This window comes from Pseudomonas sp. FW305-96, from assembly GCF_058783825.1.
Map to the genome: position 1 here is coordinate 150734 of NZ_JBYSYW010000008.1, position 22217 is coordinate 172950.

Consider the following 22217-nt stretch of genomic DNA (forward strand, 5'->3'; position numbering starts at 1 on the left):
GCCGTCAATTGCGGCAGCTCAGGTACGCCCTTTCAACAAGGTCGCCAGGGCGACGGTCAGGCCAACGGCAGTCGCCATCGCAACCAGCATGGTAATGGCCACGCCCGTAGGTTCGAGCAACCCCGCCATTGCCAGGTAGAACGCAATCACCCCCACCGCACCGATGGCATTGCCCCGCACCATAGCCGCCATCCCGGCGCGTCCGCCCTGCACATGGGCGAACACCACCAACGGCCAGGCGATCACCGGGATCGGCGCCAGCATCCCGCTGGTTGCCGGCCCCAGCCAACTGGCCAGGCTGGTGGTGAGCATCAGCAGCGCGGTGGCGGACACCATGCGCAGGGGGATCTCCCAATAGCGGTGTCGGGGCTGGGCAAGCGTATCGGGCTTGGGTTCGCGGCCACTGGCGCGAATCAGCACGCCGATCAGCAGCAGCGCCACGCCGATCGACAGGTACAGCCCACCCCAGTGGGTGAAGGCATAGGCCGCCAGGCCATAGAACAGGATCGCCAGCGATACCGCCGCAGCGATGCCGAGCTTGCGCGTGGCGAACAGGTAGAAGGTGTAGGTGGCCTGCACCGCGGCCAGGCCGCCCAACGCACCCGGCACCGCGCCCAGGGCGAAGGCCGTGCCTTGCTCCAGGCACAGGAAGGTCATCACCAGCGCCGAGGTGATCGGCAGGCCGGACAGCAAGCCGCCGAGCAGGCCGCCCCAGCGCCGCGAAGCGAGTGAGATGGCCCACATCAGCAGCGGGGTGACGAGGAGTTTCAGGTAGAAGAGAGTCATTGCGCGCAGTTCCGGTTCTGCAAGGGGGCGCCCGCCGTCGGCATTGGGTGGGGCGCGGGTGGATCAGCCGCGGCTGGCCTCCAGGGCCTGGGCGAGGTCGGCGATGATGTCATCGCTGTGCTCGATACCAATCGACAGGCGCACCATGTCTCGCGGCACACCGGCCTTTTCCAGCTCGTCGTCGTTGAGCTGGCGGTGGGTGGTGGAGGCGGGGTGGCAAGCCAGCGACTTGGCGTCGCCGATGTTCACCAGGCGCACCACCAGTTGCAGCGCATCGATGAAGCGCGCCCCGGCGGCCTGGCCGCCCTTGATGCCGAACGACAGGATCGAGGCCGGCTTGCCGCCGGTGTAGCGCTGGGCCAGTTGGTGCTCGGGATGATCGGGCAGGCCTGCGTATTTCACCCAGGCCACCTGGTCGTGTTCCTGCAGGTAGCGGGCAACCTTGAACGCGTTCTCGGTATGGCGCTCCATGCGCAGGGCCAGGGTCTCCAGGCCTTGCAGGATCAGGAAGGCGTTGAACGGCGACAGCGCGGCGCCGGTGTTGCGCAGCGGCACCACGCGGCAGCGGCCGATGAAGGCGGCGGGGCCGAAGGCTTCGGTGTAGGTGACGCCGTGGTAGGACGGGTCGGGGGTATTGAGCAGGGCGAAACGTTGCGTGTGATCGGCCCAGGGGAATTTGCCCGAGTCGATGACGATGCCGCCGATGCTGGTGCCGTGGCCGCCGATGTACTTGGTCAGCGAGTGCACGACAATATCAGCGCCGTGCTCGAACGGGCGGCAGAGGATTGGCGTGGCCACGGTATTGTCGACGATCAGCGGCACGCCGTGGCGGTGGGCGGCCTCGGCCAGCGCCGCGATATCGACGATATTGCCGGCAGGGTTGCCGATGGACTCGCAGAACACCGCCTTGGTGCGTTCGTCGATCAGCGCCTCGAGGGCGGCGATGTCGTCGTGGGCGGCGAAGCGGGTGGTGATGCCCTGGCGCGGCAGGGTATGGGCCAGCAGGTTGTAGGTGCCGCCGTACAGCTTGGCTACCGAGACGATGTTGTCGCCGGCCTCGGCGACGGTCTGGATGGCATAGGTGATGGCGGCCATGCCCGAAGCCACTGCCAGCGCGCCAACCCCGCCTTCGAGGGCGGCCATGCGCTGCTCGAGCACATCGTTGGTGGGGTTCATGATGCGCGAGTAGATGTTGCCGGCGACCTTGAGGTCGAACAGGTCGGCGCCGTGCTGGGTGTCGTCGAAGGCGAACGAGGTGGTCTGGTAGATCGGCACGGCCACCGCCTTGGTGGTCGGGTCGGGGCTGAAGCCCGCGTGGATGGCGAGTGTTTCCAGCTTCATGCAATCGTTCCTTGAGCGTGGGGTGGAAGCGGTCGAGCATGGGCGGGAGCGAGCAGGCGGTCAAGCGCGCGGAAGGTGCTGTAACCCGGCTAGTTATGCATCCACCCGGGTCATCATTCGATCAACTGCGTGAATGTCGATTGAACTTCGTCATGCGGGACAAGGCATGCAGGATGCGCTGTCTACAGTCGTGATGAACCAGCAGCAACAGCGCATTCAGGAGCAGCATCGCCCCCAGATAGTGTGCCGATAGATAAGTCGCACGTAGATAGATGGCGATCACCAGCAACGATATCAGTACCAACGCCCCGCGTTTGAGTGGGCTGACCGCCCTGGTGGCGTTTAAAGCGAAGCCGCATAGCACCAGCAGCACCGAGACGACAAAACCGAAGAGAGCGCCGACGTATTTCGCCTCGCAGGGGATAGCGATGAAGTCACTGTTAGCCACCACTGTAAGCGCAACGATGTCTACCAGCGCCGACAACATGACGAAACTGAACAAAGGGGGTAGGTTTCGCCTCAGCCATTCAAAGGCCAACGCCTCTTCCTGAGCTTCTCTTCTACGGGATTTTCCAGAGGTAACGAAGGCCGCAAGCATGCCGGCGCCAAACCCGCCAAGCGTCATGGCCGCGAAATTGGTAAGCACGCCCGCCAGGTCAATACGGACGGTGTGGTAATCCGCTTCGTCCATGTTGAACTTTTTGCTTTCCATGAGCACGCTGCGAACGTTATCCGCTAGCTCTGGGTTCTTCAGTGTTTCATTGATTGTTGATACTTGCTCTGTGAGCACAGTCAGCGCTCGTTTGGCTTGAAGGCTGTCTGCCGCCACTGAAAAAAAGATGAACAAAGCGCCAATCGTGGCAATCATGAACCCCGCCAGTTGGCTCCAGGTCGTCCTGAATTTGTACGGTACAGCTGTTGCCACAAGCGCAAAGACCGCCCAAGCAATGACGATTTTCCAATGGAAATCAGGCCCTGAGCTGCTGAGCAGTGGCGACAACATGTACTGTTTGGCAACACTGGAAATTGATAGGGGGCAGGCTGCCGAGATTAGTTGCATGGTTTTAGTCCGGTACGCGTGGCATACCAGGGCGATCCTCAATGTGTGACTCGCTAGCTTAGCGCGAGATGCTGGCGAAATGATGTTTTTGAAGTGTGGATTGCTGTTCGCATGGTGATCAGCGCTGTGCTGATGCGCTTTGTCGGCGTTGGGTTTCCTCATCGAGATAGTCGAGCAAGGCGGTGATCTCGGTTTCACCCAGGCGCATGTTCGGCATAGCCAGCTGGTTGTACTGTTCATACAGGAGCATCGCCAACGGGTCTTTCTCCGCCAGCATCCTGTCGGGCTCCATCAGCCAGCGCTTGAGCCAGGCCTCGTCCCGCTGCCGGGTCACCCCCAGCAGATCCGGGCCGATGCCGTGGGTGGCGCCTGGCTCTGCGTCGCCCAGGGTATGGCATGACGAGCAGCGGGTCCTGAACAGTTGCTCGCCTTTGCTCGGCGGGCGGATGTCGGGGGCCTGGGTGTAGTCGCGGTGCTGGGCGCTGGCGGTTTTCCAGTTGTGCAGGCTGTTGGCCAGGCGGTCGGCGAGGATGTACGGGCTTTCGAAGGGCGAGGCCTTCATCCAGCGGCCGGTGGCCTGGTTGCCGATGATCAGGCTGAGGTTGTGGTCCTTGCTGCGGCCATTCTCCAGGCCTTCGATGTACAGGCCCAGGCTGCGGCGCAGCTGTTCGATGTCGGCGGCTTCGCCGGTGAGCAGGGTCCAGCCGGGGCCGATGGCGAATTTTTCCGCGTAGCGCTTGAGGGTGGCGGGGGTGTCATTGTAGGGATCGATGCTGATCGAGTAGATGAAGATGTCCTGGCCGACGCGTTCGCCCAGCAGCTTCTGTACCTGGCGCAGGCGGGCGGTTTCCACCGGGCAGGAGTCGCCGCAACCGGTGAATATGAAATTGATGGCCACCACCTTGTCCTTGATCAGGTCGTCGAAGAAATGCACCTGGCGGCCGTCCTGGGTGAGCAGGGGGATGTTGGGAAAGTAGTTGGCACCCCAGGGGGTGTCGGGGTCAGCGCTGGCGCTGGTCGGGGGCAGGGCGCAGGGCAGGCTGAGGATGATCAGCAGGGGGAGCAGCAGGCGCCAGGTGTGGGGCATGGTCTTACCCTCTTGGATATCTGATGGGGCCTGCGATGCAGGCCATCGCTGGCAAGCCAGCTCCCACATGTACAGCGCCGATCACAAGGCATGCACAGCAACTGTGGGAGCCGGCTTGTCGTGGCGACGAACCGCGGCGAAGGGCCGCGCAGCGGCCCTTGCACGACGTCACTTGATACTCAACGGTACCGTCACGCTCTGCCCCAGCGCCGACTTCACCGTTACCGCCGGTGGCGAGGCCGGGCCGCTGCCGGTAGTGGTTACCGATAGTTTCCAGCGCGCGCCGGAACCGCTGGCGCTCAACGTCGCCAGGCCCAGGTCGAGCGGCCCGCTGGTGGTGTTGCTGGTCACCCGGATGCTGTTGCCGGCGGCCACCGAGGTGGTGCCGGACACCTCCCAGGTCCAGCGGCTGTTGCTGCGCAACTGCACCGAAGCGCTGCTGACCTGGATTTCGTCCATCGGCACGGCGGGCGAAACCGCGATGCTCACCGTGGCCGGGGCCAGGGATTCGAGGCCCTTGGCGTCGCGTGCGGCGTAGGTGAAGCTGGCGGTGAATGCCGTGGCGACGGTGGCCGGTGGGGTGTAGGTAACCTGGGTACCGTTGCTGCTGACCGTGCCCTGGCCGGAGTCGGGCTGGGCCAGGCTGCTGACGCTCAGCGGCAGGTTGCCGTCGGGGTCGGTGTCGTTGGCCAGCACGTTGAGCACGATCGGCTTGCCGGCCATGGTCGCGGCGCTGTCGTTGACCGCCACCGGCGGCTTGTTGCTGTCGTTGCCCGGGCCGCTGCTCGAGGTGCGGAAGGTCGGCAGGGCCGCCGAGTTGATGTATTCCACGCCATCCCAGCCGGGAAATGGCGTCGGCATCATCTGGAACTGGCCGGGGTGCTCGAGGTCCCAGCGCAGCAGCATCGAGGTGTCTTCGTGCTGGGTGTTGTGGCAATGCTCCATGTAGGTGCCGGCGAACTCGCGGAAGCGAATGGCCATTTCCACTTCTTCCGAGGAGTCGCTGTCCGGGCCGATGCGGTAGACGTCCTTGCGCGCCCATTTTTCCCATTCCGGCGGGGCCTTGCCGTCGCGGCTGAGAATCACCCCTTCCTCGAAGTGCACATGCACCGGGTGGCTCCAGCCATTGCCACCGTTCTTGATCTTCCACACTTCCAGGGTGCCGTCGCCACTGAAGCCGCCGTCGGTAGCCTCGGTGGCCAGTTGCGGGGCGGCGCTGATGCGCCGTGGGTCCATGGTGTAGCCGAAGCCGCCGTCGGTCTTGATGGTCCAGGGGGTGCTGTCGGTGCCGTCGGAGCGGCCGAAAATGAACTCGCGGTGGCGGGCGGCCTTGATCTTGGTCTGGTCACTGGCGCTGTTGCGGTCGATCGACAGGGGGATCATCACCAATCCGGCGGCTTTGCCGGGCTTGGCCGGTTCATACAGGCTCGGATCCATGCTGAGGTCCTGGCCGGTATAGGGCTGCACGATCAACTGCATGAACTTGCCGACCACCGGGTCGCCGCCATCCCATTCCGGGCCTTTGCTGGTTTGCTTGATCACCGCCTTGTACTTCTCCGACAACACGTCGGCCAGGGGTATGGGCTGTTTCGGGCCCTTGCCGGTTTCGTGCTCCATGAGGTTGACGAAGTACAGCTTGTCGCCGACCTTGATCCCGTTTTTGGCGAAATTGATGATGATGTCGTAGCGCTCGGCGATGCCCTGCAGCGGCAGGATGGCGTTGTTGTCCTGCAGGTTGCCGTCACCGTTGAGGTCGAGGGTGCCGTCGAACGGCACGGCGTGTTCCATGATATTGCCGTCGTTGGCGATCATGTGGAACGGCACGCGGGCATAGGAGACGTTGGAGCCGCTCGGGCCCTTGAACTCGCCGCCGTTGCCGGCGATCTCACGCACCACGGCGAACTTGAAGTAGCGCGACACCGAGCCGTTGAGAATGCGGAAACGATAGCTGCGCGCGCGCACCTTGAGCTTGGGTTGGTACTGCCAGTTGACCAGGATCTGGTCGCCGAGGAAGCCGTCGGTGTTGAACGGGTTGAACCACAACTGGCCGTTGGCGTCCCAGGCCTTGTCGGCGATCACCAGGTTGACGTCGTAGTCGCGGTTACCCCACGGCATCGCCGCGCCGCTGGGGAAACGCAGGTTGACGCCGTCCTGCAGGGCTTCGTTGCCACGGTCGATGGCCGAGTAGTAGTTCATCATCACCGCGTTGCCCTTGTAGACGTTCTGCGCGGTGAAATCGAGCATGTGGTCGTGGAACCAGTGGGTGCTCATGGTCTCGCGCCAATCACCGCGGATCTTGATGCTGCCGTTCTCGCAGGTCTTGAGGCCTGGGGACGCGTCGTTGACGTACAGGGTTTCGCCCGGCGCGCAGGGGAAGGCGGCGCGCGGGTCCTGGGCGCGGGTGTTGATGGTGTCGTAGCCGGCCAGCTGGATCGGCCACCGGTAGTCGTAGTACTGGCCGGGGAAGAAGTAGGCGTTGGCGAAGCCGTCGCTCTCGGCCGGCGAGTGGCCGTTGTGCTCGTGGGTGGAGATGGTGTGCAGGCCGAAGCCGTTGTTGGCCGAGGGGTCGATCGGCAGGGCGTTGTAGTGGCGCATCAGCACCGGTTGGCCATAGCGCACCATCAGCAGCTTGACCGGGAAGGTGCCGTCGAAGGTCCACAGCGCCTTGTGGCCCTGCAAGGGCATCTTCGGATGGAAGCGGGTATCGATGCCCTTGGTGGTGCCCAGGGTGGTGGGGATGTCGGAGGTCTGGTAGTACAGCCCGCCGGGGGCGAATTCGCCCTTGGCGTAGTTGTGCAGTTGCTTGCGGTCGCGCAGGCCCTGGTTGATGCGCGCGCCGGCCTGCGCGGTCTTGAAGGCGGCCTGTGGGTAGAACTCGTTCCAGCGCTGGTGCGACCAGCCTTTTCCTGGCGGGCGGCCCTCGGCGGGCGAGCCGACCCCGCTGCGGTTGAGGAACATCTCGATCTGCGCCTTCCACGGGTTGCGGTCGAGCACGTTGGCGTACTGCGACGGGAACGGTGTCAGCCCCGGCTGGGTGAGGAACGCCTCCAGGGCATTGCCGTTGGGGCTGCTGCGCGCGGCGTAGTCCGGGTCCTGCGCGGGCGCGGCACCGATCACGGGGGGCGGGAAGGTCAGGCTGTAGGGTGGGGTGGCCGGGTCGAGTTTCTCCGGGCCGAATTCTTCGAACAGCAGCAGTTGCTGGGTGAACGGCTCGGCGCCGAACAACGGGCTGGGCTTGCCGTTGGTGGGGTACTTGCGTGAAGTCTGCAGGGTAGGGGGCAGCACGTTGTTGCTGGTCACCGTGGCGCGGGTGCCGTAGGCACCGTTGCTCAATTCCAGCGACCCTTCGTTGGCCTCGGGCATCGATTTCAAGGCTTCCAGGGCGGCGGCCTGGGCCACTGGGTCGGCGGCCGGGTCGCTGAAGGCGGAAGGGTCGGTGGGCGGTGGTTGGCTCACGTCGTCAAGCGACCCAGCGAACACGTTGGCCATCCCCAGGCTGAGCAGCAGCGCCGTGAGGGAGGACAACCTGAACACCTGGGTCGATGTTGCAACTGGTTTCTTCATTGCCGTATGCCCCGTGTTGTGCAGGTTGGCATCTGTTGCCACTGCGATAAGTGGCGATGTGCCTTGAACAGGGGTCAGCAACCGCTGTGCCAATCGGCAAATGGCTAAACGCCACGTGTTTCAAGATGTTGCAAGAGTGCGAATGAGACACGCTCGGGCAACTGCCACAAACCTGGGGATAGACACCCAGGGCTGGGTGGGGAATGCTCCCCACTTCACGAACACCAGGTGGGCTAGGCTCCTGTCGCGGGCTTGCCCCGCGATAGTGTCGCCACAGGCAGCCAGGCCTTGCCCGAAACCGGTGTTCTTGGCACCCTTGCCTGCCTTGCGTCTCGTCACGCCCATCAAACAAGGAACCTTCAAGGTGAGTTGGGAGAAAGTCGGTAAATCCCTGGTGGGCCTGCTGGCCCTGGTTGCCGTTGCCGCCACGCTCTATATGACGTTGCGCGACGACGACCGCCTGCAGGCGCGCCTGACCTACGCCCATCTCACCTACCCGGGCCAGTTCAACGAGCGCATCAGCCAGGCCAACGACCTGCTCAAGTACGAGCGGCTGCATTCACAGATCAGCGAGATCGGCGCAGGCGCCCTCAGCCATCCGCAGATCGACAAGCTGGTCGACCTGGCCCAGGCGCCGTACCTGCACCTGTTCGCCAGGCCCTTCGAGGCCGGTTTGGTGGACCATCGCACCGGTCTGCTGATCGAGCTGTACAACCCAGCAGGGGTGCCACTGAAGGCCGTGCACATCCGTCTGCCGGCCAAGGGCCTGGTCCAGGTGCGCGATGCGGCCGGTAACGACACGCTGGTGCCGACGTCGACCAGCAGCATCGACCTGCCGGCCATCGACGGGGTGAGCGAGAGCAAGGTCTGGGTGTACTTCGACGCTGACTTTTCGCAGATCCGCCAGGGTGGGATCAGCATTCGCGATGCCGATGGCAGTGCCGATATCCAGGTGGTTCGTGAAGTGACGGGGTTCCCGGCGCTGCTGGCGCGCTACAGCCAGGTGGTGGTGGCGGTGTTCGCCGCGCTGGGGCTGGGGTTGCTGGCGCTGGCGTATATCTGGTTGGGGCGGGCGCGGGTCGCCGGGGTATCGCATAGCCTGTAGGCGATGAACCGCGAACCTGGCAAGTCTACCGCTCGGCTGCTGATCGCCTACAGGATTGCAGCTAGATCACAGGCGTGGCGGCCGACAGCAAGGCCTCGATAAACAGGCTTTCCGCTCGACTCATACGCTGGTCCTTGTTCCACAACAGGTGGATGTCGACGTCGGCGATGCCCTCTTGCGGCGGCAGTTTCCACAACAGCCCCGCGTCGACATCCGGCGCCACCACATGCTCGGGCAGGCAGCCGATGCCGAAGCCGGCGATCACCAGGCGGCGCACCTCTTCCAGGCTCGGCGACGAGGCGACGATGCGCCCGGCGAAGCCCTGCTGGTCGCGGAAGATGGTCAGCGGCGAGAGCATGCCGCCAATCTGGTCGCTGGTGAAACTGACGAAATTCTCCCGCTGCAGGTCGCCTTCGGCCTGGCCGAACAGCGCGTGGTGCTTGCCGCAGAAGAACGCGTAGCGCTGGCGCAGGAACAACCGCTGCTCCAGCCGTGGCTGGGGCCGGCGGTTGAGGCTGAGGCCGGCGGTGGCGGTTTTTTCCTGCAGGGCGGCGACGATGTCGGAGCTGCGCATCACGTCGATTTCCAGCTCTACCCGCGGGTGCTGGCGGTGAAAGTCGGCGAGGAAGTCGTCGAAGCGTTCGCTGACGATACGGCTGATCATCAACAGCCGCACCTTGCCTACCAGTTCGTCCGCCGGCTGCTCCAGCAGGCCGCCGATCTGCGACATCTGCCCGTACACCTCGCCGGCCAGCTGGAACAGCTGCTCGCCCACCTCGGTCAGCACGAAGCGCGGTCCACGGCGGGCGATGAGCTGGCGCCCGAGTTGCTCTTCAAGGCGCTTGAGCGCCTGGCTCACGGCGGGCTGGGTAAGGTGCAGGCGGGCGGCGGCGCGGCTGATCGACAGTTCCTGGCCGATGACGCGGAAGGTGCGCAGCAGGTTCCAGTCGAGGCGGTCGTTGAGCAGGCGGTCGGGCATGGTCGGGCTCGATGATAAGCGTGGTTAATAATTCGAATAATAAATAGAAAATTGAATTATAGGCGCCCGCGATGAATGATCTCCAGCAGTGCGGGCCTCTTCGCGGAGCCCGACCCAGGCGCCGCCAGAGCGCCACCGTGACCCGACAACTCCTGCCAGAAAAACAACCAAAGGAGCCACCCCATGAGCCCGCCGCTTCGCCCCAACCGCGCCGTGCCGCCGCCGCCGCGTTCATCGGCACCATGATCGAGTGGTACGACTTCTACATCTATGCCACCGCCGCCGCGCTGGTGTTCGGTGCCTTGTTCTTCCCCTCGGACAACAGCCTGTTCAGCACCATGGCTGCTTTCGGCACCTTTGCCGTGGGCTTCTTCGCCCGGCCCTTGGGCGGCATCATCTTCGGCCATATCGGCGACCGTATCGGGCGCAAGAAATCGCTGATCATCACCTTGCTGATGATGGGTGTGGTCACCGTCGCCATTGGCCTGCTGCCGACCTACGCGCAGATCGGCGCCAGCGCGCCGGTGCTGCTGGTCCTGTTGCGCGTGGTCCAGGGCATCGCCGTGGGTGGCGAGTGGGGTGGGGCGGTGCTGATGGCCGGGGAGCATGCGCCCAAGGGCCGGCGCAACTTCTTCGCTTCGTTCGCCCAGCTGGGTAGCCCGGCAGGACTGATCCTGTCGCTGCTGGCTTTCAGCGCGGTCACCCGCCTGCCGGAAGAAGACCTGATGAGCTGGGGCTGGCGCGTGCCGTTCCTGGCCAGCGCGCTGTTGCTGCTGGTGGGCCTGGCAATCCGCCTGGGGGTCAACGAGTCGCCCGAGTTTCTCGCCAGCCGCGAGCAGGCCGAGCAGACCCGGCGCAAGGAGCAGGCACCCGTGCTGGAAGTGCTGCGCAGCGCCTGGCGGCCGCTGCTGCTGTGCATCGGCGCCAACACCCTGGGCATCGCCGGGGTCTATTTCACCAATACCTTCATGATCAGCTACACCACCCAGCAGTTGCACCTGGAGCGTTCGCTGATCCTCGAATGCCTGTTCTTCGTGGCGATCATCCAGTTCTGCGTGCAGCCGTTGGCGGCGTGGCTGTCGGAGCGGCTCGGCGCCACGCGCTTCCTGGCCCTGATGGCGCTGCTGGCGATGGCCTCGCCGTACCCGATGTTCGTGTTGGTGAGCAGCGGCGAAGGCCCGCTGATCGTGCTCGGCATCGCCCTGGCGGCGGCGTGCATGGCGTCGTTCTACGCAGTGATCGCCGGCTATGTCAGCGGCATGTTCGCCACCCGCGTGCGCTACACCGCCATCTCCCTGGCCTATCAGGTGTGTGGCGCCATCGCCGGTGGCCTGACCCCGCTGATCGGCACCTGGCTGGCCCACAGTTTCAGCGGCCAATGGTGGCCGATGGCGGTCTTCTACAGCTTGATCGCCTGCACTTCCCTGGTCTGCGTGCTGGCGCTGGCGCGCCGCTACGCCCTTGGCCGGCAGCTCGAGCTGGCCTGAATCTGGAGTATCCGCAATGTTGAAAAGCAATGGCGATCGCCTGTGGGCGAGCCTGATGGCCATGGCCGAGATCGGCGCCACCGCCCGTGGCGGCAGCTGCCGCCTGGCCCTGAGCGACGAGGACAAGGCCGGGCGTGAACTGTTCGGCCGCTGGTGCCGCGAGGCCGGGCTGAGCCTGAGCGTGGACGCCATCGGCAACCTGTTCGCCCGCCGCGAAGGCAGCGACCCGCATGCCGCGCCAGTGATGATGGGCAGCCACCTGGACACCCAGCCCGAAGGCGGGCGTTTCGACGGCGTCTACGGCGTGCTGGCCGGGCTGGAAGTGGTGCGCCGCCTGAACGACCTGGGTATCCGTACCCGCAAACCGCTGGAAGTCGCGGTGTGGACCAATGAGGAGGGCGCCCGCTTCACCCCGGCCATGTTCGGTTCGGCGGTGTTCACCGGCACCTTGCCGCTGGCCCAGGCCCTGGCGATCCGCGATGCCGACGGCATCAGCGTCGCCGATGAACTGGCGCGCACGGGTTATGCCGGCCAACGCCCGCTGGGCGGCAAGGTGGACGCCTATTTCGAAGCGCATATCGAGCAGGGCCCGATCCTCGAGGACAACGCCAGGAGCATCGGTGTGGTCAGCGGCGGCCAGGCGATCCGCTGGCTCGACGTGACTGTCGAGGGCATGGCCGCGCATGCCGGCACCACGCCGATGAAGTTGCGCAAGGACGCCTTGTACGGCGTGGCACGGATGATCCAGGCCATCGAACAGCTGGCCAGCGACTTCGCCCCCGAGGGCCTGACCACAGTGGGTGAGCTGAGCATCGCCAAGTCGTCGCGCAACACCATCCCCGGCCAGGTGCGCTTCACCCTCGACCTGCGCCACCACCGCGACGAGGCCATCGACGCCATGGAGCGCGATATCAGCCTGCAATTGCAGGCCATCGCCGGCCAGCGTGGCCTGGCGGTGCGCATCGAGCGCCACTGGGTCAGCCCGGCCACGCCGTTCGACGCCGACTGCGTGGCCGCCGTGCAGCGGGCAGTGGATGGCCTGGGCTACAGCCAACAGTCCATCGTCAGCGGTGCCGGCCATGATGCGATCCTGCTGGCACGCTACTGCCCCACGGCGATGGTGTTCATCCCCTGCGTTGGTGGGCTGAGCCACAACGAGGCCGAGGATGTGCTGCCCGAGGATGCCCGCCAGGGCGCCGATGTATTGCTCAACGCCGTGCTGGCCCGTGCCGGCCAGGTTGTCGAAGGAGAAGCTTGATGCGCTGCTATTTCCACCCTGAACAATTGCTCCACCATCCGCGCAGCTACTATTCGCGCGGCGCCATGCGCACCCCGCAGGAAGTCCCCGAGCGCGCCCAACGCCTGCTGCAGGCCGCCAAGGACCTTGGCTTCGATATCCGCAAACCCGAGGATGCCGGCCTTGCACCGCTCAAGGCCGTGCATGGCGAGGCCTACCTCGCGTTCCTCGAAGAAGCCCATGCGCGCTGGAAGGAGGTGCCCGAGGACTGGGGCGACGAGGTGATGTCCAACATCTTCGTCCGCGAACCCAACGCCCTGCGCGGCATCCTGGCCCAGGCCGGGCGCTACCTGGCCGATGGCAGCTGCCCGGTGGGGGAGCATACCTGGCGCGCCGCCTACTGGTCGGCACAGAGCGCTGTCGCCGGGGCCCAGGCCATCCTTGACGGCGAACCCGCCGCCTATGCCCTGTGTCGTCCGCCGGGGCACCATGCCCGGTACGATGCCGCCGGTGGCTTCTGCTACCTCAATAACGCCGCCGTCGCGGCCCAGGTGTTGCGCGGCCGCTATCAGCGCGTGGCGATCCTGGATACCGACATGCACCACGGGCAGGGCATCCAGGAGATTTTCTACGAGCGGGACGACGTGCTGTACGTCTCTGTGCATGGTGACCCGACCAATTTCTATCCAGGAGTGGCGGGCTTTGCCGACGAGCGCGGCAGCGGAGCGGGTGAGGGCTGCAATCTCAATCTGCCGATGGCCCACGGGGCGAGTGAAGCGGACTTCATGGCGCAGCTGGAGGTTGCGTTGCAAGCGCTGAAGGACTTCGGCGCCGAGGTGCTGGTGCTTTCGCTGGGCTTCGATATCTACGAGCTGGACCCGCAGAGCAAAGTGGCGGTGACTACGGAAGGGTTCGCCCGCCTTGGTGAACAGATTCGTGGGTTGCGTTTGCCGTGCCTGATCGTGCAGGAAGGCGGGTACCACCTGGAGAGCCTGGAGGCGAATGCCCGGGCATTCTTCGGCGAAGAGCGCGATTGGCGTTAAGCCTGTCGCGGGGAAAGCCCGCTTCCACAGGTTGTATCGCAACGGTGGGAGCGGGCTTGTCCCGCGATTACGTTGGTACGGGTATCACACCCCGCCCCTGCGTACATGCTTCACTAGCACCTTCTCCAGCAACTCCCACATCGCCGGGTCGGTACTGAACGCTACATTGAAGCGCATCCAACCGGTGGCTTTGGCATCGACCATGAACAACTGCCCGGGCCCGAGCATGATGCCTTTCTCCAGCGCATCGTCCAGCAGCGCGGCGCTGTCGGGGATCGCCGGATGGCGGGTCCAGATGTACATCCCCTCATCCGATTCGATGAACAGCTCGAAACCCAGCCGATGCAGGTGCCGGCCCACTTCCTGGTGCGCCTCGGCCAGGCGCTGGCGCAGGCGTTTGAGGTGCTTGCGCCAGCGGCCGTCGATGATCGCGGCGTACACCACCCGCTCCATCACCTGCGAGGTGGTCAGGCCCGAGCGCATCTTCAGGTGCAGCAGTTGCTGGGTCAGCTCGGGGTTGGCCAGCAGGTAGCCGACGCGCACGTTGGGCGAGATGCTTTTCGAATAGCTGCCCACGTACACCACTTGCTGCAGGTGGTCGAGGCTCGCCAGGCAGGGCAGCGGGTCGGCGATCATGTCGGCGTAGAGGTTGTTCTCCACCAGGCGGAAACCATGCTGGCTGGCCAACTGCAACAGGCGGTGCAGCTGCGCCAGCGGGGTGCGCGAGCAGGTCGGGCTGTGCAGGTGCGGCTGGGTGAAGAACGCCGTGGGGCGGTGGTGGCCCAGCAGGCGCTCGAGCTGGTCGAGGTCGTAGCCGGCCGGGGTGCGTGGCACGCCCACCAGGGTGGCGCCCTGGGTGCGCAGGATGCTCATCAGGTTGGGGTAGCCGGGGTCGTCCACCAGCACCACATCGCCGGGGCGCACCAGGGTGCGCACGGCCAGGTCCAGGGCCTGGCTGGCACCGTGGGTGAGCATGAGTTGCGCCGGGTTGGCGACGATCGACAGTTCCTGCTGCAGGTTCTGAGCGGTCAATGCGCGCAGCTCCGGCAAGCCCATGGGGTCGCCGTAGCCGGACAGCTCCAGCGGGCTGCCGGCGACCTGGCGCAGGCCGCGGCGCAAGCCTTCCTCGTACATCCAGTCGTTGGGCAGCCAGCCGCAACCCGGTTTGAACGGCAGCTGGCGGATCTCGAAGATCTGCTGCAGGTACCATTCCGAGTTGAACGTGGGGCGGCTGGTATCGGCCTCGACGGAGTGCTTGTCCAGCAGATCGTTGGCCGCACGATTGACGAAGAACCCCGCATTGCCCTTGCTCACCAGCAACCCCTGGGCCACCAGGCGGTCGTAGGCCTCGACCACGGTGAAGGTGCTCACCGAGTAGGTCGAGGCGAACGCCCGGATCGACGGGACCTTCGCCCCGGGCTTGAGGGTCTGGTCGTCGATCAGCGCGCGCAAGCCGTCGATGATCTGGTTGACCAGCGGGGTGGAGGAGTCCGGATGTAGCTGGAGCATTCGGGGGCCTTCAGGTGTGCGGGACGCCAGGCGCCTGCGGGGCACAGCGGGTGTATTGCATCGGCGGCCTGTACAGTGCAGTGCGTTTTTCATGCCGCTGTGCATGGCTCAATGTGTTCGACATTTTTACATTACGTGTCAGATATAGCCAACACAGCACATGACAGCGCCATGAATAATCACAACATCGCTGCTTTACCGTCGAGGTCCGCCTCGCACCTTCTTCCCGCCTGGCCGGACGCTGCTCGTCCGTCCCCAGCATGGTTCAGTTCGTCCAGAGGGTCGCCTCTGGCCGCGTAAGCAGGCCGCCACGGATGGCCTGCGTGTGCTCGCGCACACCTCCCTGCCCGCAGTAGCACTGATGTACAGGTGAGACCGATAACCATCGGGGTTTCACAGTTTTTCCTTGGATAAAAAGAAGCACGGGGTAAATAACTGATGGACGCAACATCCACATCCACCACCGCGAAGGATGGGCACGAGAGCAAGCTCAGTGCCTCGCTCAAGTCGCGCCACCTGACGATGATGTCCATCGCCGGGGTGATCGGCGGCGCCTTGTTCGTCGGTTCCGGCAGCGTGATCCACAGCGCCGGCCCGGCCGCTGTCCTGGCTTACCTGGCCGGCGGCATCCTGGTGGTGCTGATCATGCGCATGCTGGGTGAAATGGCGACTTCGTCGCCGGACACCGGCTCGTTCTCGACCTACGCCGACCGCGCCATCGGCCGCTGGGCCGGTTTCACCATCGGTTGGCTGTACTGGTGGTACTGGGTGATCCTCATGGCCTGGGAGGCCTACGTGGCGGGCAAGATCCTGCACGGATTTTTCCCGGACGTGAGCGTCAACGTGTTCGTGCTGGCCACGACCCTGCTGCTGATCACCGTCAACTTCTTCAACGTCAAGCACTACGGCGAGTTCGAGTTCTGGTTCGCGCTGATCAAGGTGGTGGCGATCGTCTGCTTCCTGGTGGTGTGCACCGCCGCGGTGATGAACGTCTGGCAGTTCGGCGAGGTGCGCGGCATCAGCCACCTGACCGCTGAAGGCTTCATGCCCAACGGCATCACCACGGTGATCGGCGCCTTGCTGGGGGTGATGTTCGCCTTCCTCGGCGCCGAGATCGTCACTATCGCCGCCTCCGAAGCGAAGGACCCGGCCACCCAGATCGTCAAGGCGACCAACTCGGTGGTCTGGCGGGTGTGCCTGTTCTATGTCGGCTCGATCTTCCTGATCGTCTGCCTGGTGCCGTGGAACGACCCGCACCTGGGCGTCTCCGGTTATGGTGCCTACCGTCGCACCCTGGAGCTGTTGGGCGTGCCCTATGCCGAGCTGCTGATGAACTTCGTGGTGCTGACCTCGGTGAGCAGCTGCCTGATCTCCGGCCACTACACGGCTTCGCGCATGCTGTTCTCCCTGGCCCAGCGTGGCGATGCGCCGCGCCTGTTCAAGTTCACCCGCACCGGCACCGGCGTACCGGTGAACGCGATCATCGGCTCGTGCCTGGTGGCGGTGTTCTGTGCGCTGATCAACTTCAGCGACACCCTGCGCCCGAAAGACGTGCTGGAAACCCTGATGAACACCACCGGCATGATCGCCCTGCTGGTGTACCTGGTGATCGCCTTCTCGCAGCTGCGCATGCGCCGCAAGCTGGTGGCCGAGGGCAAGGAAGTGCGCCTGAAGATGTGGTTGTTCCCGTGGCTGACCTACCTGGTGATCGTGTTCATCGTGGCGGCGCTGGTGACCATGGCCTTCATGCCTGACTACCAGATCCTGGTGATCTCCACCGGTATCGCTGCGGCGATCGTGGTGGTCATGGGCGTGGTGCACCAGATGCGTACCGCCAAGCGTCACTGACTGCGGTAGCTCCGCGCGCAACGGCCGGTACCCGTCAAGGGACCGGCCGTTTCCGTTTTCGCCTGCGCCAATCGGATCATCCCTACGCTGTGGGGGGCCGACATGGCTTATGCTGCACGCAATTGCCCTACAAGGAGTGTCCCATGTCCTGGTCCGCCACCCAGTATTCGCTGTTCGAAGACGAACGCACTCGCGCCGTACGCGACCTGCTTGCCGCCGTGCCGACGCGCCCGGTGCGCCACGCCACCGACCTTGGCTGCGGTCCGGGCAACTCCACCGAAGTGTTGCTGCAACGTTGCCCCGATGCGCAGGTCGTCGCCCTGGACAGCGATCCGGACATGGTCGACAAGGCCCGGCAGCGGCCACGGTTGAGCATTCCACGGGTGCGTTGCGAGATTGGCGAGATCGCCGGCTGGGCGGCCCAGGTGCCCCAGGATCTGATTCTTGCCAACGCTTCGCTGCAGTGGGTGCCGGACCATGCCAGCCTCTATCCGCATCTGGTACGGCAGCTGAACGAAGGTGCGAGCCTGGCCGTGCAGACGCCGGACAACCTCGACGAGCCGGCTCATCGCCGCTTGCGCGAGATTGCCAGCCAAGGACCTTGGGCTGACAAGTTCGCTGACTTCAGCCTGCCGCCGCGGCACAACGCAGGTTTCTATTACGACCTGCTCAGCCCTTTGTGCGCGCGGGTGGATGTGTGGCGCACCACCTATCACCACCCCTTGAACGGTGGCGCCGAGGCGGTGGTGGAGTGGTTCAAGGGATCGGCGTTGCGGCCTTACCTGGCGCGGCTGGATGAGCAGGAGCAGGCGGGTTTTCTGCAGTTGTACCTGCAGGCCATGCAGCATGACTACCCGGCGGCCAGCGACGGTCGGGTGTTGTTGCCGTTCCCGCGGCTATTTGTGGTGGCCACGCGATAGGTGCCATAGCACATAGGTGTAGATGCCGAGGTTGAGCGCCAGCACAATGGTGCCCAGCCACAGCTGGATCTGTGGGGTCAGGCCGGCGGGGTAGATCACGGGCCAGATGTAGTGTTCGACGAAACCGCCGTGGTAGCCGGCGTCGCCGGCAGCTTTGCGCAGGTGGTTCTCCCAGTCGGTCAGAGGGCACTCCAGGTGCAGGCCTTCCACGGCCAGGCCCCAGGCTAGGGCGGGGAGGTGGATCAGCAGGGCGCGGCGGCGCCAGAGCACCAGCAGGCCGCCGAACAGGACGAGCAGGATGAACGAGAGGTGGAACAGGACCAGGGTGTCGGCGGCCAGGCGGTGGAACATGGTGGGTGGGGCCTTGCTGGGGGAGATGGTTTAGTTTGTCATGGTTTTTCGGCTTTTTGTTTCTGAGTTTGGTTAATTGTTTTGATAGTTGTATGCGCATTCATTTGCGATGTCGACGCATAGTCACCTTTCCGCCCTTACGGCGGGTCCCTTTTTGAAGGATCAAAAAGGAACCAAAAAATCCTCGCTCCATTCATCCGGCCCTCCGCTTCGCTCCGGGTCCCCTCACTCCGGCCTTGCTCCCGGGAGGACCGCGCTGAACGCCCCATCCTGGGGCGCAGCGCTTGACGGGCATCCATGCCCGTCACCTCCCTCCGCAAGACCTGCGTTCGGCCTCCTGAAGTCGCGAAGTTACGGGCGGCGCCTGAACTAACGCAGCTGTCGCTAGTGACTACGCAGTTAATCTTGCGATCAAGATCAACATCGGACCGTGGCTTTGTTTAGTTCTTCGCCTTCGAATGCCGCCACCCTTGGTCAAAGAACGCAAACACCACCACCAGCACCCCGGCCACCGCCAATATCATCGCCACGCCATCGGTGGAATGAGTCGCGGAACCTGCCACCAGCGCCAGCCCGCCCAACGGCGCCAGGCCACCGGCCACCGCGGTACCGACCTCTCGCCCGGTGCCGAACCCGGACGAGCGCGTCTGCGTGGGGAACTGCCGGCTGAGGAACGACCCCTGCGGGGCGAACATCATCGGCGCCAGGATCCCGGTGCCCACGGCGATAGCCAAGTAGATCATCATCGGCTCGCCAGTCGACAGCAGTTGCAGGAACGGGAAGGCAAACAGCGCCGACAGCACGCCACCGAGCATCAGCACGGTCTTGCTGCTCCACTTGTCGCACAGCCAGCCGAAGAACGGCACGGCGAAGATCGCCACCAGGCTGGCCAGGGTCACCGACAGCGAGGTGACATGCGCCTCGACGCCCTTGAACTGGGTGAGGTAGGCCAGCGAGAAGGTCTTGAAGATGTAGCTCAGGGCGTTGTAGCCCACCGCCACGAAGAACACCACGGCCAGGCCCTTGAGATCGTTCCTGAACAGCAGCTTCAGCGGCGACACCTGTGGTTTGTCGTCGGCCTTGTCCAGCTCCTTGAAGTCCGGGGTCTCGGGGATGCTCTTGCGCACCCACAGGCCCACCGCCACCAGCGCGATACTGGCGATGAACGGGATGCGCCAGCCGCCGGCCAGCAGGAATTCGTTGCCGTTCATGGTCAGCAGGTACACGGTCAGCGACGACAGCAACAAGCCCAGGTTCAGCCCCAGCGCCGGCCAGGCCCCCTGGCTGCCGCGCTTGCCTTCACTGGCGTGTTCGTAGGAGGTGACTGCCGCGCCGGATAACTCGGCACCGGCGCCCAGGCCCTGGATGATGCGGATGATCACCAGCAGGATCGGCGCCCAGATGCCAATGGTCGCGTAGCCGGGGATCAGGCCGATCAGCATGGTGCACAGGCCCATCATGCAAAAGGTGATCACCAGCACATGCTTGCGCCCGAAACGGTCGCCCAGGTAGCCGAACAGCACGCCGCCGAACGGGCGGGCGATGAAGCCGATGGCGAAGGTGGAAAACGCCAGCAGCGAGGCCACCGCCGGGTTGCTCGGGTCGAAGAAGATCTTCGAGAAGACGATCGCGGCCATGGTCGCGTAAAGGTAGAAGTCATACCACTCCAGCATCGAGCCGAAGATGGTCGCCGCCGCCACCTTGCGCAGGCGCTTGCGTTGCTGTTCGGGGGTTTCCGGCGCGGCCGGGGCCGTCTCGTATACCGACATCTGAGGTTTCCTTGTTGTCTTTGTAGTTGTGGATGCAGCAGGTGCTTCAGCGGGCCTCGAGGATCTTTTCGGCGATCATCTGGCCGATGGGGATGGCCGAGGTGGCGGCCGGCGACGGTGCGTTGCACACGTGCACCATGCGCGGCGTCTCGGCGAACAGGAAGTCGTGCACCAGGGTGCCGTCGCGCATCACTGCCTGGGCGCGGATGCCGGCCTCATAGGGCAGCAGATCCTCGACTTGGAGCGACGGGCAGTACTTGCGGCACTGCTCCAGGTAGCCACGCTTGAACAGTGAGTTCTTCATCTCGGCGGTGCCGGAACCGAGGTTGTTCCAGATGGTTTTCCAGAAGCCGGGGAAGCGTGCGTACTCGGCGACGTCGCGCCAGTTCACCGAGAACTTGCGGTAGTTTTCCCGGCCAAAGCCGAGCACTGCGTTGGGGCCGACGGTGACGCTGCCGTCGATCATCCGCGTCAGGTGCACGCCAAGGAACGGCAGTTCCGGATCGGGGATCGGGTAGATGAGGTGGTTGACGATCTGGTTCTTGCTCGCCGGCAAGCGGTAGTACTCGCCGCGGAAGGGGATGATCTGGTGGTCGATCTGCACCCCGGCCAGGCGCGCCAGGCGGTCGGATTGCAGGCCGGCGCAGGCCACCAGCTGGCGGGCGCGCCAGGTGTTGCCGTCGGTGCTGACCGCGACATGATCGGCATGCTCCTGGATGGCGCGCACGGCGGTGGACAGGCGCACTTCGCCCCCGGCCTGGCGAATCACCTTGGCCATGGCGTCACATACCTGCTGGTAGTCGACGATACCGGTGGCATCGAGGAACAGCGCGCCCTTGCCGACGATGTTCGGCTCGCGTTCACGCAGGGCGCCGGCGTCCAGGCGCTCGACTTTCAGGCCGTTCTGCTGCGAACGCTCGTACAGCGCCTGCATGCGCTGCACCTCCAGGTCATTGGAAGCCACCAGCAGCTTGCCGCAGACCTCGAAGGCGATACCGTGCTCGGTGCAGAAGTCCTTGGTGGCCTGGGCACCGCGCTTGCACAGGTCGGCCTTGAGGCTGCCGGGTGCGTAGTAGATACCGGCATGGATCACGCCGCTATTGTGGCCGGTCTGGTGGCGGCCGAGGCTGGCCTCCTTTTCCAGGATCAGCAGCGAGGCGCCGGGGCGACGGGTGAGCAGGGCCATCGCGGTGGCGAGGCCGACGATGCCGCCGCCGATGATGCAATAGTCGTAAGTCATGCAGGGTACCTTGGAATTCTTGTCGGTGAATCTGCTTATCAGGTTGTCAGACTAAGTAGTGCGCGTAAAACCTCGCCAGGCTGCGATAGGGGTCTCCAGGGTCAGTCGAGGTCGGGGAGGTCGAGTTTCAAACGCTTTGCCGAGGCGCGCAGGTGGGCTTCGGCGCAAGTGGCGGCCGCATGGCGGTCACCGTCGGCAATGGCCTGGTACAGCGCCCGGTGCTCACGGAGCGCGTCGGCCGAACCGCCCACGGCCGGGGTGGCGGAGTTTTCCCAGGCGGTGCGGCGCGCGGCGGCCAGCTGGCCACCGAGGAAATCGTGGAAGGCGACGAAGTAGTCGTTCTTGCCGGCATCGGCGATGGCCCGGTGAAAGGCCACGTCGGCGGCTGCGGCGGTGGCGAAGTCGCTGCGCGGGTCTTCCATGGTGCCCAGGGCCGCGGCCATGCGCTGCAGGTCGTCGGCGTCGCGGCGTCGGGCGGCGATGGCGGCGGCCTGGGTCTCGATCCACAGGCGCATCTCGAACATCTGCACCAGGTCCGGCTTGCGCCCGTTGCTGCCGGGGAAGCGGAACACCGTGCCGTTGGGGGTCTGCGAGATGTACGAACCGAGCCCACGGCGAGCGATCAGCACGCCGTCGGCCTTGAGCTGCGCCACGGCCTCGCGCACCACCGAGCGGCTGACATTGAGCTGTTCGGCCAGTTGCTGTTCGGTGGGCAGGCGCGACTCGGCGGCCAGGCGGCCGGCATCGATCTCGGCGCGAATGGCGCTGACGACGCGTTCAACGAGGGTGTCGGGGCGCTGTAGCTCTAGCATGGACGTGCGGGTGCCTATTGGTCAGGTTGTCAGACAATGCCTGCTCGCACCTTCGGCTGTCAATGGTGTTGTGCCTTCA

The 22217-nt window shown here is 64.9% G+C and carries 17 protein-coding genes; 6 read left to right on the forward strand and 11 right to left on the reverse strand.

Annotated features, from left to right (window positions below; all coding sequences use genetic code 11):
* Positions 1 to 18: 18 nt before the first annotated feature.
* The 5 genes from AC3WL2_RS08870 to AC3WL2_RS08890 all read right to left on the reverse strand — a co-directional run bounded on the left by AC3WL2_RS08870 (position 19) and on the right by AC3WL2_RS08890 (position 7838).
* Entirely contained in the window at positions 19 to 786 is a 768-nt protein-coding gene (locus tag AC3WL2_RS08870; RefSeq protein WP_102685021.1) for a hypothetical protein, read from the reverse strand.
* Positions 787 to 849: 63 nt separating this feature from the next.
* A complete protein-coding gene (locus tag AC3WL2_RS08875; RefSeq protein ID WP_102685020.1) occupies positions 850 to 2127 on the reverse strand; it encodes a bifunctional O-acetylhomoserine aminocarboxypropyltransferase/cysteine synthase in 1278 nt (425 codons plus the stop codon).
* 121 nt (positions 2128 to 2248) lie between these two features.
* Positions 2249 to 3187: a hypothetical protein gene (locus tag AC3WL2_RS08880; protein WP_146022619.1), complete on the reverse strand. Its 939-nt coding sequence runs from the start codon at positions 3185 to 3187 to the stop codon at positions 2249 to 2251.
* A gap of 118 nt (positions 3188 to 3305) precedes the next feature.
* Positions 3306 to 4274, reverse strand: a complete 969-nt coding sequence (locus AC3WL2_RS08885) for an SCO family protein (RefSeq protein WP_102685017.1) — start codon at positions 4272 to 4274, stop codon at positions 3306 to 3308.
* 168 nt (positions 4275 to 4442) lie between these two features.
* A complete protein-coding gene (locus tag AC3WL2_RS08890; RefSeq protein WP_102690710.1) occupies positions 4443 to 7838 on the reverse strand; it encodes an Ig-like domain-containing protein in 3396 nt (1131 codons plus the stop codon).
* A gap of 364 nt (positions 7839 to 8202) precedes the next feature.
* Here AC3WL2_RS08890 and AC3WL2_RS08895 point away from each other — a divergent pair, with 364 nt between their 5' ends.
* Positions 8203 to 8943: a hypothetical protein gene (locus tag AC3WL2_RS08895; protein WP_102685413.1), complete on the forward strand. Its 741-nt coding sequence runs from the start codon at positions 8203 to 8205 to the stop codon at positions 8941 to 8943.
* Positions 8944 to 9004: 61 nt separating this feature from the next.
* Here the strand turns inward: AC3WL2_RS08895 and AC3WL2_RS08900 are convergent, their stop codons facing one another.
* On the reverse strand, positions 9005 to 9922 hold the full coding sequence (locus AC3WL2_RS08900; protein ID WP_102685412.1) for a LysR family transcriptional regulator: 918 nt from the start codon (positions 9920 to 9922) through the stop codon (positions 9005 to 9007).
* A 137-nt stretch (positions 9923 to 10059) separates the two neighbouring features.
* On the opposite strand from AC3WL2_RS08900, the gene AC3WL2_RS08905 reads away from it, so the two are divergent.
* The 3 genes from AC3WL2_RS08905 to AC3WL2_RS08915 are packed head-to-tail and all read left to right on the forward strand — an operon-like array spanning position 10060 to position 13689.
* Positions 10060 to 11409 (forward strand): MFS transporter, encoded by a 1350-nt coding sequence (locus tag AC3WL2_RS08905; RefSeq protein WP_256582663.1) that lies wholly within the window; start codon positions 10060 to 10062, stop codon positions 11407 to 11409.
* A gap of 16 nt (positions 11410 to 11425) precedes the next feature.
* Positions 11426 to 12667, forward strand: coding sequence for a Zn-dependent hydrolase (locus tag AC3WL2_RS08910; RefSeq protein WP_102685411.1), 1242 nt, complete (start codon positions 11426 to 11428; stop codon positions 12665 to 12667).
* Positions 12667 to 13689 (forward strand): histone deacetylase family protein, encoded by a 1023-nt coding sequence (locus AC3WL2_RS08915; protein WP_102685410.1) that lies wholly within the window; start codon positions 12667 to 12669, stop codon positions 13687 to 13689. Before AC3WL2_RS08910 ends, AC3WL2_RS08915 begins: the two co-directional genes overlap by 1 nt.
* A gap of 84 nt (positions 13690 to 13773) precedes the next feature.
* Here the strand turns inward: AC3WL2_RS08915 and AC3WL2_RS08920 are convergent, their stop codons facing one another.
* Positions 13774 to 15198: an aminotransferase-like domain-containing protein gene (locus AC3WL2_RS08920; protein WP_102685409.1), complete on the reverse strand. Its 1425-nt coding sequence runs from the start codon at positions 15196 to 15198 to the stop codon at positions 13774 to 13776.
* 438 nt (positions 15199 to 15636) lie between these two features.
* Between AC3WL2_RS08920 and AC3WL2_RS08925 the strand changes: the two genes are divergently transcribed.
* Together AC3WL2_RS08925 and tam are read left to right on the forward strand one after the other, a co-directional pair.
* On the forward strand, positions 15637 to 17046 hold the full coding sequence (locus tag AC3WL2_RS08925) for an amino acid permease (RefSeq protein ID WP_102685408.1): 1410 nt from the start codon (positions 15637 to 15639) through the stop codon (positions 17044 to 17046).
* Between the two features lie 122 nt (positions 17047 to 17168).
* Complete coding sequence (tam, locus tag AC3WL2_RS08930) at positions 17169 to 17966, forward strand: trans-aconitate 2-methyltransferase (RefSeq protein WP_256582665.1); 798 nt, start codon at positions 17169 to 17171, stop codon at positions 17964 to 17966.
* Here tam and AC3WL2_RS08935 read toward each other — a convergent pair.
* The 4 genes from AC3WL2_RS08935 to AC3WL2_RS08950 all read right to left on the reverse strand — a co-directional run bounded on the left by AC3WL2_RS08935 (position 17943) and on the right by AC3WL2_RS08950 (position 22138).
* Positions 17943 to 18317 (reverse strand): DUF2784 domain-containing protein, encoded by a 375-nt coding sequence (locus tag AC3WL2_RS08935; protein WP_102685406.1) that lies wholly within the window; start codon positions 18315 to 18317, stop codon positions 17943 to 17945. The genes tam and AC3WL2_RS08935 overlap by 24 nt on opposite strands.
* 440 nt (positions 18318 to 18757) lie before the next feature.
* Positions 18758 to 20086, reverse strand: a complete 1329-nt coding sequence (locus tag AC3WL2_RS08940; RefSeq protein WP_046854741.1) for an MFS transporter — start codon at positions 20084 to 20086, stop codon at positions 18758 to 18760.
* Between the two features lie 46 nt (positions 20087 to 20132).
* Positions 20133 to 21326 carry an L-2-hydroxyglutarate oxidase gene (gene lhgO / locus AC3WL2_RS08945; protein ID WP_102682724.1) on the reverse strand — a complete coding sequence of 398 codons (1194 nt, stop codon included), beginning with the start codon at positions 21324 to 21326 and terminating at the stop codon, positions 20133 to 20135.
* A gap of 101 nt (positions 21327 to 21427) precedes the next feature.
* Positions 21428 to 22138, reverse strand: coding sequence for a FadR/GntR family transcriptional regulator (locus AC3WL2_RS08950; protein ID WP_102682725.1), 711 nt, complete (start codon positions 22136 to 22138; stop codon positions 21428 to 21430).
* Positions 22139 to 22217: the final 79 nt, after the last annotated feature.

Excerpts from the sequence above, each read along its gene's own strand:
- AC3WL2_RS08915 (WP_102685410.1), top strand. The coding sequence starts at position 12,667 with ATGCGCTGCTATTTCCACCCTGAACAATTGCTCCACCATCCGCGCAGC.
- AC3WL2_RS08900 (WP_102685412.1), bottom strand. The coding sequence starts at position 9,922 with ATGCCCGACCGCCTGCTCAACGACCGCCTCGACTGGAACCTGCTGCGC.
- AC3WL2_RS08890 (WP_102690710.1), bottom strand. The coding sequence starts at position 7,838 with ATGAAGAAACCAGTTGCAACATCGACCCAGGTGTTCAGGTTGTCCTCC.
- AC3WL2_RS08870 (WP_102685021.1), bottom strand. The coding sequence starts at position 786 with ATGACTCTCTTCTACCTGAAACTCCTCGTCACCCCGCTGCTGATGTGG.
- lhgO (WP_102682724.1), bottom strand. The coding sequence starts at position 21,326 with ATGACTTACGACTATTGCATCATCGGCGGCGGCATCGTCGGCCTCGCC.
- AC3WL2_RS08875 (WP_102685020.1), bottom strand. The coding sequence starts at position 2,127 with ATGAAGCTGGAAACACTCGCCATCCACGCGGGCTTCAGCCCCGACCCG.
- AC3WL2_RS08885 (WP_102685017.1), bottom strand. The coding sequence starts at position 4,274 with ATGCCCCACACCTGGCGCCTGCTGCTCCCCCTGCTGATCATCCTCAGC.
- AC3WL2_RS08925 (WP_102685408.1), top strand. The coding sequence starts at position 15,637 with ATGGACGCAACATCCACATCCACCACCGCGAAGGATGGGCACGAGAGC.
- AC3WL2_RS08920 (WP_102685409.1), bottom strand. The coding sequence starts at position 15,198 with ATGCTCCAGCTACATCCGGACTCCTCCACCCCGCTGGTCAACCAGATC.
- AC3WL2_RS08940 (WP_046854741.1), bottom strand. The coding sequence starts at position 20,086 with ATGTCGGTATACGAGACGGCCCCGGCCGCGCCGGAAACCCCCGAACAG.
- AC3WL2_RS08935 (WP_102685406.1), bottom strand. The coding sequence starts at position 18,317 with ATGTTCCACCGCCTGGCCGCCGACACCCTGGTCCTGTTCCACCTCTCG.
- AC3WL2_RS08950 (WP_102682725.1), bottom strand. The coding sequence starts at position 22,138 with ATGCTAGAGCTACAGCGCCCCGACACCCTCGTTGAACGCGTCGTCAGC.
- AC3WL2_RS08880 (WP_146022619.1), bottom strand. The coding sequence starts at position 3,187 with ATGCAACTAATCTCGGCAGCCTGCCCCCTATCAATTTCCAGTGTTGCC.
- AC3WL2_RS08910 (WP_102685411.1), top strand. The coding sequence starts at position 11,426 with ATGTTGAAAAGCAATGGCGATCGCCTGTGGGCGAGCCTGATGGCCATG.